General features: G+C 52.6%; 16 protein-coding genes and 1 other annotated feature. Of the genes, 15 read left to right on the top strand and 1 reads right to left on the bottom strand.

All coding sequences use genetic code 11. The features are described from left to right. The first annotated feature begins 39 nt into the window (after positions 1 to 39). The 14 genes from DI44_RS03440 (at position 40) to DI44_RS03505 (ending at position 12,701) form a co-directional block, all read left to right on the top strand. Entirely contained in the window at positions 40 to 1,068 is a 1,029-nt protein-coding gene (locus tag DI44_RS03440) for a glyceraldehyde-3-phosphate dehydrogenase (RefSeq protein WP_021322135.1), read from the top strand. A 314-nt stretch (positions 1,069 to 1,382) separates the two neighbouring features. After that, complete coding sequence (gene speD, locus DI44_RS03445; protein ID WP_011232199.1) at positions 1,383 to 1,757, top strand: adenosylmethionine decarboxylase; 375 nt, start codon at positions 1,383 to 1,385, stop codon at positions 1,755 to 1,757. A gap of 123 nt (positions 1,758 to 1,880) precedes the next feature. Continuing rightward, a complete protein-coding gene (locus tag DI44_RS03450) occupies positions 1,881 to 2,279 on the top strand; it encodes a hypothetical protein (protein ID WP_014196515.1) in 399 nt (132 codons plus the stop codon). A gap of 67 nt (positions 2,280 to 2,346) precedes the next feature. Further along, a complete protein-coding gene (gene nrdR, locus DI44_RS03455) occupies positions 2,347 to 2,808 on the top strand; it encodes a transcriptional regulator NrdR (protein ID WP_013144522.1) in 462 nt (153 codons plus the stop codon). A gap of 104 nt (positions 2,809 to 2,912) precedes the next feature. Next, positions 2,913 to 4,298, top strand: a complete 1,386-nt coding sequence (locus DI44_RS03460) for a DnaD domain protein (protein ID WP_025039135.1) — start codon at positions 2,913 to 2,915, stop codon at positions 4,296 to 4,298. An 11-nt stretch (positions 4,299 to 4,309) separates the two neighbouring features. Next, complete coding sequence (gene dnaI / locus DI44_RS03465) at positions 4,310 to 5,251, top strand: primosomal protein DnaI (protein WP_013144524.1); 942 nt, start codon at positions 4,310 to 4,312, stop codon at positions 5,249 to 5,251. 347 nt (positions 5,252 to 5,598) lie between these two features. After that, positions 5,599 to 6,474 (top strand): putative sporulation protein YtxC, encoded by an 876-nt coding sequence (ytxC, locus tag DI44_RS03470; protein WP_011232194.1) that lies wholly within the window; start codon positions 5,599 to 5,601, stop codon positions 6,472 to 6,474. A gap of 335 nt (positions 6,475 to 6,809) precedes the next feature. After that, a complete protein-coding gene (gene thrS / locus DI44_RS03475) occupies positions 6,810 to 8,768 on the top strand; it encodes a threonine--tRNA ligase (RefSeq protein WP_033025971.1) in 1,959 nt (652 codons plus the stop codon). Between the two features lie 226 nt (positions 8,769 to 8,994). Further along, positions 8,995 to 9,128 (top strand) — a sequence feature (ribosomal protein L20 leader region). Then, positions 9,123 to 9,707, top strand: coding sequence for a translation initiation factor IF-3 (infC, locus tag DI44_RS03480; RefSeq protein WP_075261478.1), 585 nt, complete (start codon positions 9,123 to 9,125; stop codon positions 9,705 to 9,707). (Overlaps the previous feature by 6 nt.) Before the next feature lie 13 nt (positions 9,708 to 9,720). Further along, a complete protein-coding gene (gene rpmI / locus DI44_RS03485; protein WP_011232191.1) occupies positions 9,721 to 9,921 on the top strand; it encodes a 50S ribosomal protein L35 in 201 nt (66 codons plus the stop codon). 25 nt (positions 9,922 to 9,946) lie between these two features. Then, positions 9,947 to 10,306, top strand: a complete 360-nt coding sequence (gene rplT, locus DI44_RS03490) for a 50S ribosomal protein L20 (RefSeq protein ID WP_011232190.1) — start codon at positions 9,947 to 9,949, stop codon at positions 10,304 to 10,306. A gap of 57 nt (positions 10,307 to 10,363) precedes the next feature. Beyond that, a complete protein-coding gene (locus DI44_RS03495; protein ID WP_013524295.1) occupies positions 10,364 to 10,615 on the top strand; it encodes a DUF1294 domain-containing protein in 252 nt (83 codons plus the stop codon). A 418-nt stretch (positions 10,616 to 11,033) separates the two neighbouring features. Continuing rightward, positions 11,034 to 11,519 carry a dUTP diphosphatase gene (locus DI44_RS03500; RefSeq protein WP_011232188.1) on the top strand — a complete coding sequence of 162 codons (486 nt, stop codon included), beginning with the start codon at positions 11,034 to 11,036 and terminating at the stop codon, positions 11,517 to 11,519. A gap of 93 nt (positions 11,520 to 11,612) precedes the next feature. After that, a complete protein-coding gene (locus DI44_RS03505) occupies positions 11,613 to 12,701 on the top strand; it encodes a M42 family metallopeptidase (protein WP_011232187.1) in 1,089 nt (362 codons plus the stop codon). A 28-nt stretch (positions 12,702 to 12,729) separates the two neighbouring features. On the opposite strand, the gene sspI is transcribed toward DI44_RS03505, so the two are convergent. Next, the gene (gene sspI, locus DI44_RS03510) at positions 12,730 to 12,939 is read right to left on the bottom strand and encodes a small acid-soluble spore protein SspI (protein ID WP_013524294.1); all 210 of its coding nucleotides are present in this window, start codon (positions 12,937 to 12,939) and stop codon (positions 12,730 to 12,732) included. 127 nt (positions 12,940 to 13,066) lie between these two features. On the opposite strand from sspI, the gene DI44_RS03515 reads away from it, so the two are divergent. Further along, on the top strand, positions 13,067 to 13,810 hold the full coding sequence (locus DI44_RS03515; RefSeq protein WP_033025996.1) for an HI0074 family nucleotidyltransferase substrate-binding subunit: 744 nt from the start codon (positions 13,067 to 13,069) through the stop codon (positions 13,808 to 13,810). Positions 13,811 to 13,932: the final 122 nt, after the last annotated feature.

Here is a 13,932-nt window from a genome sequence, read left to right as displayed (position 1 = left end):
AGAAAATAGTATAACATATATGAGAGGAGAACAAAGTGAATGAAGGCGAAAGTGGCGATTAACGGTTTCGGACGAATCGGACGGATGGTGTTCCGGCGCGCCATCAATTCCTCTGACCTCGACATTGTGGCGGTGAACGCCAGCTATCCGCCGGAAACGTTAGCCCATTTAGTAAAATATGACTCAAACCACGGTAAATTTGACGGTGAGGTCATCGCCTTGGAAGACGGCCTGCTCGTCAACGGCAAAAAAGTGAGGCTGTTAAACTCGCGCGACCCGAAACAGCTGCCGTGGAAAGAGCTTGATATCGATATTGTGATTGAAGCGACCGGAAAATTCAACGACCGCGAAAAGGCGAGCCTTCACCTTGAGGCAGGGGCGAAGCGCGTCATTTTAACCGCCCCAGGCAAAAATGAAGATGTGACGATCGTTGTTGGCGTCAACGAGCATATGCTTGACATCGACCGCCATTTCATCATTTCGAACGCCTCGTGTACGACAAACTGTTTGGCTCCGGTCGTCAAAGTGCTCGATGAAGCGTTTGGGATTGAAAACGGCCTGATGACGACGGTTCACGCGTATACGAACGACCAAAAAAACATCGACAACCCGCATAAAGATTTGCGCCGCGCCCGCTCATGCGCGCAGTCGATCATCCCGACGACAACGGGAGCGGCGAAAGCGCTTGGCCTAGTGCTGCCGCATTTAAAAGGGAAGCTTCATGGCATGGCGCTCCGCGTCCCGACGCCGAACGTCTCGCTCGTCGACTTGGTCGTCGACTTGAAGCGCGATGTGACGGTTGATGAGGTGAACGAGGCGCTGATCCGCGCTGCCAACGGCCCATTGAAAGGCATCTTGGATTTCACGATGGAGCCGCTTGTCTCGATCGATTTCAATACGAATCCGCATTCTGCGATTATCGACGGCCTGTCGACGATGGTGATGGAAGGGCGAAAAGTGAAAGTGCTCGCTTGGTATGACAATGAATGGGGCTATTCGTGCCGCGTCGTTGATTTAGCCCATCTTGTCGCGGCCAAAATGAATGAGCGTCTCAGCGTCAATGCGTAACAGCGGTTCGATGTGAAGCGCGCCGCCTGCGCTATGGCTTTTGCGATCCGCACAAACGGATCGGGCCACGGTGCGGGAGTGGGCGCTTTTTCTCTTTTTTATGCAAAAAAATTAAAAAAGCCTGTTGCAAAAACCCCCTAAACAAAGTATACTATGTCTCGTGAACTTCTTAACGGCAAGGGTAATGTGACTACTTAAAGGGTTAGGACCTCTTAGGACTAACTTTCCCCCGTGGTAGTTATACATGCCATTTTGCAACTCACCTTCTGTTTTTTTATTTGTTTGAGAAAATTGGTTAAAGGGGGATTCTTTTCATGGACACGATGGGTCGTCACGTTATCTCGGAACTTTGGGGATGCGACTTTGACAAACTGAATGATATTGATTTTATTGAAAAAACGTTCGTTGACGCCGCATTAAAGTCGGGAGCGGAGATTCGCGAAGTGGCGTTCCATAAATTCGCTCCGCAAGGCGTAAGCGGGGTCGTCATTATTTCGGAATCGCATTTGACGATTCACACGTTTCCCGAACACGGCTATGCGAGCATTGATGTGTATACATGCGGCCATTTAGACCCGACGATTGCCGCCGATTACATTGCCGAAATGCTGGGCGCGCAAACGCGGGAAACGATTGAACTTCCGCGCGGCATGCGCCCGATCGAAGTGAAAAAGGCGCAGGCGCTGTAATTGGATAATGATAAACCGAAAGGAGCGTAAGCGAAACGCTCCTTTTTTTGCGCCCTCGGCGGTACAACAGCGGCGAAAATCATGGTATGATGGAAGAAAAAGAATGACTAGGGAGACGTGGCAATGAGCATGTGGAAAACACTCAAATACGCCTTCACAAACCATTGTGAAACGCGGGAAAATCATGAAGATGAAGAGCTAAGAAGCCATTATTACAAAGCGACGAACCGCGCCGTCATCGATGCGGTCAAGGAGCTGCTCTCGTCGCTGCCCGGCGCCGAGCTCGTTTCTGTTTCCGAAGAGCGCGGCGAAATTTGTGCGCAAACAAAGCGCGGCAAAAAGTTGTTCATCGTCGCTACCGTCATTTCCGTGCGGCCGTTTGAAACGGCGGTCGACTTTTCCGCGACGACGGAGACGAAGCTATTGCCGTTTGATTTTGGGCATAGCCGGGCGGTCATTCTCGATTTGTATCGGAAGCTCGACGCCCGCCTGCCCTATATCGGTTCCGGACTGAACAGCTAACTATATCTTGTCTGCTTTCGTCCATTCCGGTATGATAGAAAATAAGAAGATCAACGGAGTGGATGTTATGCGATGTCCTTCATGCCATCATCAAGGCACGCGCGTGCTTGACTCGCGCCCGGTTGAAGAGGGTCGTTCGATCCGCCGCCGGCGGGAGTGCGAACAGTGCCATTATCGGTTTACGACGTTTGAGCGGATCGAGGAGCCGCCGCTGATTGTTGTGAAAAAAGAGGGAACGCGCGAAGAATTCAGCCGGGAGAAAATTTTGCGCGGCTTGATCAAAGCGTGCGAGAAGCGGCCGGTGGCGCTCGAGGAGCTTGAAAAAGTGACGCAGGAAATTGAGCGCGAACTGCGCAATCAAGGCGTCTCGGAAGTGAAAAGCGAAACGATCGGCGAAATGGTGATGGAGCGCCTGTCACACATCGATGAGGTCGCCTATGTCCGCTTCGCTTCCGTCTATCGGCAGTTTAAAGATATTAATGTGTTCATTGAAGAACTGAAAGAGCTGATCAAAAAAGGGCAACGGTAAAAAGGGCTTTGGCGTTAGGCGGCAAGCCCTTTTTTCAACGTCTTTTCGGCAGGAAAGGGGAGAGCCGGTTTGAAACGAATACGGCGGAATGGAAGGTCGGAGCGATGCAGCACCATTGGAAAGAGCTGATTGCTGTCGACCGTTATACCGTGCAAAGCCGTGGGGTGTTGCAAGAGGTGGACCGTAAAGTGCTGACGCTGCTTTACCAGCCGCTCATCGGCTGCCGGGCGTTGGCGCTTTATATGACGCTTTGGGGGGAGCTTGAGCTGCTTGACGGCCAGGAAGCGACCCATCATCGGCTTATGGCGCTCATGCAGTGCGGACTGCCGGACATTTACAGCGAACGGTTGAAACTCGAAGGAATCGGGCTGCTCGACACATACGTCCACGCTCCAGAGGCGGATGAACCGAAGCTGTTTCTTTATGAGCTGCGTCCGCCGCTGGCGCCAGACCAGTTTTTCCGCGACGAGATGTTGAGCGTTTTTTTGCACCGGCAAGTCGGCCGCCACTTGTTTATCCAGCTGAGCAACTTTTTTGCCCGTCCGTCCATTGATGAAACGAAATTCACCCAGGTGACGCGGTCGTTTTCCGACGTGTTTTCGGCCGTGCCCGCTGAACAAATCGTCGCCGGCCTCAGCGAAGAAGCCGGGCCCGAGCTGCTTGAAGGGAAGGATCACATCAGGCGGGATGAGGCGTCGTATGTGCTCGATGATGATGTATTCGACTTTGAGCTGTTTTTTGCCGGCCTGTCCAAGCAGCTTGTGCCGCGCCGGGCTGTGACAGCGAAAGTGAAGGAAGCGATTAAAAAGCTGGCGTTTTTATACGGCATTCCGCCGCTTGAGATGCAAAAACTGGTCCTTGGCGTCATCGATCCGGCCTATCATATCGATATTGACGCGTTGCGCCGGGCGGCGCGCGAATGGTATGAGCTCGAACATGGCGGTGTCGAGCCGCGCCTCGTCGAACGAGTGCAGCCGCTCGCCTACCGGACGATGGAAAACATCGAACCGCGCACAAAAGAGGAGCAACTAATGAAACAGCTGGAAACAATTTCCCCGCGCCAGCTGCTGAAAGAGATTTCAGGCGGCGCTGAGCCGTCGCTTGCTGATTTGCAGTTGATCGAAGACATTATGTTCCAGCAGCAGCTGCTCCCCGGAGTTGTCAACGTGCTCATTTATTATGTCATGCTCCGGACGAATATGAAGCTGTCGAAAAAATACGTAGAAAAAATCGCCAGCCATTGGGCGCGCAAAAAGGTGAAAACCGTGAAGGAAGCAATGGAACTGGCGAAAGAAGAGGCGAAAACATACCAAAACTGGGCGAACGAAAAGGAAAAAGGGACGCGGACGGTGCGCAAAGTCGTGCGCACGGAAATCGTCCCGGACTGGCTGAACATGGATTACAGCCAGCCGGATGATGATGATTTTGACGTCGAACAGGCGCGCAAAGAGCTTGAGGAACGGCTGAAAAAATACCGTGATGAATCATAGAGGGAAAAGCCATGGAACGAGTAAACCACCTGTTGCAGCGGTTGCTTGGCAATCAACGGTTTAAACAACGCTACGAACAAATGAAACGCTACATTTTGGAGCATCCGGACGTGCAGCCGTTTTTGCGGGCGCACGAACGGCAATTGTCGGCCGATGCGGTTGACCGCAGCTTGATGAAGCTGTATGAGTTCATCGAGCAGCACGGGAATTGCCGCCAATGTCCGGGCCTTGAGCGATGCAACAACATGCTGCCGGGGTACCATCCAAATTTGGTGGTCAACGGTGGAAGGATCGACGTTGAGTACGACCGCTGCCCCAAAAAAGTGCAGCATGACGAGCGAAAACGGCAAGAGTCGCTCATTCAAAGCATGTTCATGCCGCGCGAAATCTTGCGTGCTTCGCTCTCTGACGTCGATCTCAATGACGATGGGCGGATCAAAGCGATCCGATTTGCCGAGCGGTTTGTGGCGGAATACGAGCCAGGGAAAAAAATGAAAGGCTTGTATTTGCACGGATCGTTTGGGGTGGGCAAAACGTATTTGCTCGCCGCGATCGCCAACGAGCTGGCGAAGCGAAACGTTTCGTCGCTGATCGTCTACGTGCCCGAGCTGTTTCGTGAGATGAAACATTCGCTTCAAGACCAGACGATGAACGAAAAGCTTGATTATATCAAAAAAGTGCCGGTGCTGATGCTCGATGACCTTGGGGCGGAGGCGATGTCAAGCTGGGTGCGCGATGATGTATTTGGCCCGATCTTGCAATACCGGATGTTTGAAAACTTGCCGACGTTTTTCACGTCGAACTTTGATATGCAGCAGCTCGCCCATCATTTGACGTATTCGCAGCGCGGCGAAGAAGAGAAGGTGAAGGCGGCGCGCATTATGGAGCGAATCCGCTATTTGGCCTATCCGATTGAAATCACTGGACCGAACCGCCGTGAGCAAAATATATAAAGGCGATTTGAAACGTTGCCGTTTGCACAGGCATGTTGATTAACCCATAAAAACTAGTTGAGCAGGTTCTGTTTCTAGCTTTTCTGCCGTAGTCGGCAAGCGGTTCGTTTGCCGACTGGGGCTGACCCAAAAGGGTAATTTCCCTTAAACAAAACACAACATATTGTTTCTTATTTAATTGTTTTATGCCTGTATACGGTAATAAGAAAGGGTGTCCCGATCCTTTTGGGGCACCCTCTCCTCGAACAATGAACGCCGCTAAGCTTTGTGGTTTTTTAGTCTAAACAGCCCGTTGTCCCCATATATATAAACCAAGCATTCCTTTCGGGCTAAAGGGGGGACAGCGGGTGATCGAAATCCATTTTGACGAGGCAAGCGAGGCGGAAAAATTGGTTGGGCTGCTAGATCACCGGCAACCGGATGACGGTCCGCTGTTTCATGCCGCTTATGACGGGAACAAAACCGTGGCGGTTTACATACAGGGCGAGGAGAAGCGTGTGCTTGAGGAGCATATCATCCCAGCGATGACGGCGTTTATGCAGGAGGTGATGGAAGACCGGCTGCTGCTATCCATCATTGCCAATGTTTTTTATTTCCGCGACGTCGAAGAACAGCAGCAAATTTTGGCCCTCGCTCATTCGTTTTTGGACGGCGAGCGGCGCGATTACCGGAAAAGCGCGGCGTTTGCCGCCTCGCGCACCGTGATGTTGCGCGACGCTTTTGCCTCCTTTTTGCGCGACGGCTTGTCATTTTCGTTTTCTTCGTTCGTTACGTTCCGGTTAAAGCCGTATATGGAGCGCCTCCAACATTATGTCGAGCTGGCGATTGATGAATACAAGCTGGAGCAGGAGTATCAAAATTTTGTGCAAATGCTGCGCGACTGCCTGGCTGGCCGGACGCCGCAATGGCCGCGCCTGTATTTGGTGCACGATCCGCCGCACTTCGTATTTTACGACAGCGAGCGGCGGGAGCTGTCGGCGGCGGAAGTGAGACAGTTGATCGACCGCCATCTCGTCTTCAGCCAGCCGATGTATATTGATGCATCGGTGCTCGCTCCGCTTGTCTCGCTCGCTCCGGCGGAAATTGAGCTGTACACCGATCATCCGGATGACGGCATGGTGCAGACACTGCAAAACGTGTTTCAAGAACGTCTGATCGTCTGCCGCCGCGCCGATTTTTCCCGCTTGTTTGCCGCCAACGCTGGAAATGGGGGAGAAGCTTGATTTTTCCTGCTGTTTTCGCTATAATGTCGTCATGAATATGGATGAATACAAGCGATGACGAGGACATGGGTGCATTTTTACGGTTTCCAGAGAGGGAAGGCAGCGGCTGGAACCTTCCTAACACGAAAAATGCGCTTACCCCCTCAGAGCTGCGGCAGCGAACGCAACGCCCAGTAGTTGCCGCCGGTGGACGACCGTTATTCTTGTTGAGCCATGGCATGGCGAGGCGCTGCCATGGGAAGAAGGGTGGAACCACGATGAAAACTCGTCCCTTTAGGAGGGAGGAGTTTTTTTATTTTTCCATTTTCATTATCATGACAAAGGAGTGATTGCCGATGCCAGACGTCATTCGCATCACGTTCCCAGATGGGGCGGAAAAGGAGTTTCCGAAGGGGACGACGACGGAAGACATCGCTGCCTCGATCAGCCCGGGGCTGAAGAAAAAAGCGATCGCCGGCAAACTGAACGGCCGGTTCGTTGATTTGCGCACGCCGCTTCACGAAGATGGCGAGCTTGTCATCATTACCCAAGACATGCCGGAGGCGCTTGACATTTTGCGCCATAGCACCGCCCACTTAATGGCGCAGGCGATCAAGCGGATGTATGGCAACGTCAAGCTCGGCGTCGGTCCGGTCATTGAAAACGGCTTTTACTATGATATCGACATGGAGCATAAGCTGACGCCAGACGACCTCCCGAAAATCGAAGCGGAAATGCGCAAGATTGTCAAAGAAAATTTGGACATCGTCCGCAAAGAAGTGAGCCGCGAAGAAGCCATCCGGCTGTATGAAGAAATCGGCGATGAGTTGAAGCTCGAGTTGATCGCCGATATTCCGGAAGGCGAGCCGATTTCGATTTATGAGCAAGGCGAGTTTTTCGACCTTTGCCGCGGTGTGCACGTGCCGTCGACTGGAAAAATCAAAGAGTTCAAGCTGCTCAGCATCTCGGGGGCCTACTGGCGCGGCGACAGCAACAACAAAATGCTGCAGCGCATCTACGGCACGGCCTTTTTCAAAAAGGAAGACTTGGATCGTTATTTGCGCCTGCTTGAAGAAGCGAAAGAGCGCGACCACCGGAAGCTCGGCAAAGAGCTTGAGCTGTTTACGACATCGCAACAAGTCGGACAAGGCTTGCCGCTATGGCTGCCGAAAGGAGCGACGATCCGCCGCATTATCGAACGGTACATCGTCGACAAAGAAGTGGCGCTCGGATACGATCATGTCTACACACCGGTGCTCGGCAGCGTCGAGCTGTACAAGACATCGGGCCATTGGGACCACTACAAAGAAAACATGTTCCCGCCGATGGAGATGGACAACGAAGAACTTGTGCTTCGTCCGATGAACTGCCCGCACCATATGATGATTTACAAAAGCAAGCTGCACAGCTACCGCGAGCTGCCGATCCGCATCGCCGAGCTCGGCACGATGCACCGCTATGAAATGTCTGGAGCGCTTACCGGCCTGCAGCGCGTCCGCGGCATGACGCTCAACGACGCCCACATTTTCGTGCGCCCGGACCAAATCAAAGACGAGTTCAAGCGCGTCGTCAACTTGATTTTGGAAGTCTATAAGGATTTCGGCATTGAGGAATACTCGTTCCGCTTGTCTTACCGCGATCCGCATGACAAAGAAAAATATTATGATGACGATGAAATGTGGGAAAAAGCGCAACGCATGCTGCGGGAAGCCATGGACGAGCTCGGCCTCGATTACTACGAAGCGGAAGGGGAAGCGGCGTTTTACGGGCCGAAGCTCGATGTGCAAGTGCGCACGGCGCTTGGCAAAGACGAGACGCTCTCGACGGTGCAGCTTGACTTCCTGTTGCCCGAGCGCTTTGATTTGACATACATTGGCGAGGATGGGAAGCCGCATCGTCCGGTCGTCATCCATCGCGGCGTCGTCTCGACGATGGAGCGGTTTGTCGCGTTCCTCATCGAGGAGTATAAAGGCGCGTTTCCGACATGGCTCGCCCCGGTTCAAGTCAAAGTGATCCCCGTGTCGCCGGAGGCGCACCTCGATTACGCGTATGACGTGCAACGGACGCTGAAAGAACGCGGCTTCCGCGTCGAAGTCGACGAGCGCGACGAAAAAATCGGCTATAAAATCCGCGAAGCGCAAATGCAAAAAATCCCGTACATGCTCGTTGTCGGCGATAAAGAAGTGTCTGAGCGAGCGGTCAACGTCCGCCGCTATGGAGAAAAAGAAAGCCGGACGATGGGGCTTGACGAGTTTATGGCCTTGCTCGCTGACGATGTGCGGGAAAAACGGACAAGATTAGGGAAAGCGCAATAAACCGTTGACAGGCGACATAAACGTTCAAGCGCTACAAGGAAGCAACGGTGGCGATGGCCCATGTCATGGGCGGTTTTTCAAAGAAATGGCGGCGTGAACAAGATTTTCTCTTGCCAATTGAATGTTGATCCGCTATAATAAAGGACGTTGTGTTTATCAAGATCCGCTCCTTGACATGCCATCGCCAAGGTGGTATAGTGTATAAAGTGGAATGATTGCTTGTTTGTAACAAAAGCAGAAGCACCCCGCTTCTCACCTGACCGACGCCAAGACGGCTGTTGGTAGGTTGTTACGGTTCGTCAATGCGAGTGTAAGGACGTACTGCGCGGGTGCTTTGTGCATCTGCGCTTTTTTTTGGGCTGGAAGTGGGGCTCTGCTGGCAAACAAGCCAGTCGGAAAAAACCTTGGAGGTGGCTCATTATTAGCAAAGATTTTATTATCAACGAACAAATTCGTGCCCGTGAAGTGCGCTTGATCGACCAAAACGGCGAACAGCTTGGCATCAAGTCGAAGCAGGAGGCGCTTGAGATTGCGGCAAGACGCAACTTGGATCTTGTGCTTGTCGCGCCGAACGCCAAACCGCCCGTTTGCCGCATCATGGACTACGGCAAATTCCGCTTCGAGCAGCAGAAGAAAGAGAAAGAAGCGCGCAAAAAACAAAAAGTGATCAACGTCAAAGAGGTGCGCCTCAGCCCGACGATCGAGGAGCATGACTTCAACACGAAGCTGCGCAATGCGCGCAAGTTTTTGGAAAAAGGCGATAAAGTGAAGGCGACGATCCGCTTTAAAGGTCGGGCGATCACCCATAAAGAAATTGGGCAGCGCGTCCTTGACCGCTTCTCGGAAGCGTGCGCCGACATTGCCGTTGTCGAAACGGCGCCGAAAATGGACGGGCGCAACATGTTTTTAGTGCTCGCACCGAAAAACGACAACAAGTAAGGAGGAACCTGCGATGCCAAAAATGAAAACTCACCGCGGCTCGGCGAAACGGTTCAAAAAAACGGCCAGCGGCAAATTAAAACGCGGTCATGCCTATACGAGCCACTTGTTTGCCAATAAAACGAAAAAACAAAAGCGTCATCTCCGCAAAGCGACGCTTGTCTCGCCTGGAGATTTCAAACGCATCCGCCAAATGCTTGACAACTTGAAATAACGACCGACTATAGGAGGGAACGATTATGCCACGCGTAAAAGGTGGACCAGTGACGCGCAGACGTCGCAAAAAAGTGTTAAAACTCGCAAAAGGCTATTTCGGCGCGAAACACGCATTATATAGAGTCGCGAACCAACAAGTGATGAAATCGCTCATGTATGCGTATCGCGACCGCCGTCAACGGAAGCGCGACTTCCGCAAACTGTGGATTGTCCGCATCAACGCAGCGGCTCGCCAAAATGGCTTGTCCTACAGCCGTTTGATGCACGGCTTGAAGCTGGCCGGCGTGGAAGTGAACCGGAAAATGCTCGCCGACTTGGCGGTGAACGACCAAGCCGCGTTCGCCCAACTCGCCGACTTGGCGAAAGCGAATTTGAATAAATAACAACGATGGCCATCCTTGATCAGGGTGGCCATTTTCTTATCAAGGAAAGGGATCGATATGGTACAATACGGGATAGCGATCAACCTTCTCGCTTTTTTCGTGATGGGGGTCGACAAATACAAGGCGAAGCGCCGCCGCTTTCGCACCGCCGAGCGGACGCTTTGGCTGCTGGCGTGGTTGGGTGGAGCTCTGGGGGCAATGGCGGGCATGTACACGTTTCGCCATAAAACGCGCCATCGGGCTTTTGGCTATGGCTTGCCGCTGTTGGCAGCGGTGGAGCTGTTTCTCTATTGGCGATGGATGAGGTAGAAAGGGGAGGAGAGAGTCAACTACTCCCACTTAGCTAACGCTTGAAGTGGGGGCTTGCAACTCCCCAGAAGTGCAAACGGACTTCGTCCTCCTTCCTTGACTTGGGGTTGCATCAGGGGGCAGGTTGACGACTACCCAACGACGCAGGTCATGCCTGCATCGTTACCGATTCTCTCGGTGTGTCTGTTGGCAGTACTTGGCTTCCACACACAACAGACGGACCTACGCTCGATGTTTTACGGTTACAACGTTTCCTGTAACCAACTCCATACATCGAGTAGCCGTTATTGGAGTGCCTTTATTGAACGGTTTTCTCCACGCCTTTATTATATCATACACAAAAGAAAGGGGGAACGCGCATTCCTCTCCCACTTACTCCCTTTGGTCGTTGAAGTGGGAGTCTCCTGCGCGAAATAGGATGAATTGGCCTTTGCTTTACGATATGCAGCGCATGTTGGATCGGCGCATTGAAACGGAGCATGGCTTGATGGAGGAAGATTTGTTTGCCCGCAAGCAGCTCGCCTTTCTTGTGGAGCTGGGTGAACTCGCGAATGAGACGCGTTGCTTTAAATTTTGGAGCATCAAACCGCCCGCGCCAGCCGAGCGAGTGCTTGAGGAATATGTTGACGGCTTGCATTTTTTATTGTCGCTCGGGCTGGAGTGCGGCTTGTTTTATGAAGAAAACGAAGCTCCGTCGGCGGGACGGCCGCTTGTCGAGCAGTTTCTTGCCGTGTTTCGCGCCGCCGAGCGGTTCGGGGAGACGAGAGCGCGAGGGGAATATGATGCGCTGTTTGCGGAGTATTGGCGGCTTGGCGTGGCGCTCGGTTTTTCTTCCGACGACATCGAGGCGGCGTATCGGCGGAAAAATGAAGTGAACCACAAGCGGCAAAACGAGCGCTATTGATCTTTTTTTCGGGTGGCGAATGATTCATTTTGCCAATCGTCAGCCTTTTCAAGTATAATAAAAAAGTGGACAAAACCGGAAAGGGGTGCCAAGATGGCGAAGTTGGACGAAACGTTGACGATGCTGAAAGCGCTGACCGATGCGAAAGGCGTCCCGGGCAATGAGCGGGAAGCGCGCGATGTGATGAAGACATACATAGCTCCGTATGCGGATGAAGTGACAACGGATGGCCTCGGCAGCTTGATTGCCAAAAAAGAAGGGAAATCGGGCGGGCCGAAAGTGATGATCGCCGGCCATTTGGATGAAGTCGGCTTTATGGTGACGCAAATCGACGACAAAGGATTCATCCGCTTCCAAACGCTTGGCGGATGGTGGAGCCAAGTGATGCTCGCCCAGCGCGTGACGATCGTGACGAAAAAAGGCGACATCACCGGCGTCATCGGTTCGAAGCCGCCGCACATTCTGCCGCCGGAGGCGCGCAAAAAACCGGTGGAAATCAAAGATATGTTCATCGACATCGGCGCGACAAGCCGCGAGGAAGCGATGGAGTGGGGCGTCCGCCCGGGCGATATGATCGTGCCGTATTTTGAATTTACGGTATTGAACAATGAAAAAATGCTGCTCGCGAAAGCATGGGACAACCGGATCGGCTGTGCGGTCGCCATCGATGTGCTCAAGCAGCTGAAAGGCGTCGACCATCCAAACACGGTATACGGCGTCGGCACGGTGCAGGAAGAAGTCGGCTTGCGCGGCGCGCGCACGGCCGCCCAATTCATTCAGCCAGATATCGCGTTTGCTGTTGACGTCGGCATTGCCGGCGACACGCCGGGCGTGTCGGAAAAAGAAGCGATGGGCAAACTCGGCGCCGGCCCGCACATCGTCTTGTACGACGCAACGATGGTGTCGCACCGCGGCTTGCGCGAATTTGTCATCGAAGTGGCGGAAGAGCTCAACATTCCGTACCATTTTGATGCCATGCCAGGCGGCGGTACGGACGCGGGAGCGATTCACTTAACCGGCATCGGCGTTCCGTCGCTCACGATTGCCATCCCGACGCGCTACATCCACTCGCACGCCGCCATTTTGCACCGCGACGACTACGAAAACACGGTCAAGCTGCTTGTTGAGGTGATCAAACGGCTTGACGCCGACAAAGTGAAACAACTGACGTTTGACGAATAAAAACACCGGCCGATTCGGCCGGTGTTCGTCATTGTTTAACCGCCTGCTCGAGTGTTGTGAGCATCATGTCTTTTTGTTGCTCATTGGCATGCGTCCAAATGGCTTCAAAGAGGACACCGAGGCCGGGCAAATATTTTTCCTCGCCTCGTTGGATCGCATCTTCGATCGTATGTTCCAGCTGCTCTTTCGAGTTGTTGGCTACGTTGTGCATAATGGCTTCCCGCAAGTTCAAATCCATTTGTCTCACCTCGTTGGCCGTATTGTACACCGTTATCGTTTGCCAATGGCGGCGGATTTATACATGGAGCGGCTCTCGTATATGGTATAATAGAGGAAAAACTAGACCGAAATGAGTGATGGCGGCGATGGACGAGAAACCGCTCTATGGATTGGAACGAACGGTATTTCGCCAACTGCTCCATCTATTTTCCCGTTATGCTGATGTCATTGAAAAAGTCATTTTGTTCGGCTCAAGAGCACGAGGCGATTACAAGGAAGGATCGGATATCGATTTGGCGATCCAATTTCGAAAACCGGGAGGCCCGCTGTACCTCCTGCAATCGGACTTGGATGAACTTCCGATCATTTATCCGATCGATGTTGTTGATTACAATCAAATTCACAACGAACAGCTAAAAATGAATATTGACCAAGAAGGAAAGACGATTTTTCAAACGAACGAGCACGGGAAGGTGATGGTCACAATGAGCCGGCTGATGGATCGATTTTACGATTTCGAACGGGCGCTCTCCAAACTCCGGCAAAGTGCCGCAAGAGACGCCCAAACGGATGACCTTGTTGTTGATGCGACCATTCAACGCTTTGAATTCACGTACGAACTAGCATGGAAATGGATGAAACTTTATTTGGAGCATCAGGGATACGCTGAAGTGACGAGTCCGAGGAAAACGATTCGCGAGGCGTTTCGGGAAGGGTTGATTCAAGACGGAGAGACATGGCTTCGCATGCTCGAAGACCGCAACCGGACGTCCCATACGTATGATGAAGAAACTGCCATGGACATGTATGAACGCATTCGCACCCCCTATATCCCGCTGTTTGACCGCTTGCTTGACGAAATGAAACAACGGCTTGACTCGGCGACATGAGCGGCCGGCGTGCGGAACGGAACGCGCTTGGCTTTGTGAAGGAACTTGACTTTGGTCGTGAAAGATGACAACGGCACACATTTTGCTATAATCAAAGGAAGAAACTTGATGCATGAGGTGAC

This window comes from Geobacillus sp. CAMR5420, assembly GCF_000691465.1.
In the GTDB taxonomy this organism is placed as follows: Bacteria; Bacillota; Bacilli; order Bacillales; family Anoxybacillaceae; genus Geobacillus; species Geobacillus thermoleovorans.
The sequence above is the reverse complement of the archived record's forward strand: the minus strand, read 5'-3'. Positions and strand labels throughout refer to the sequence as shown.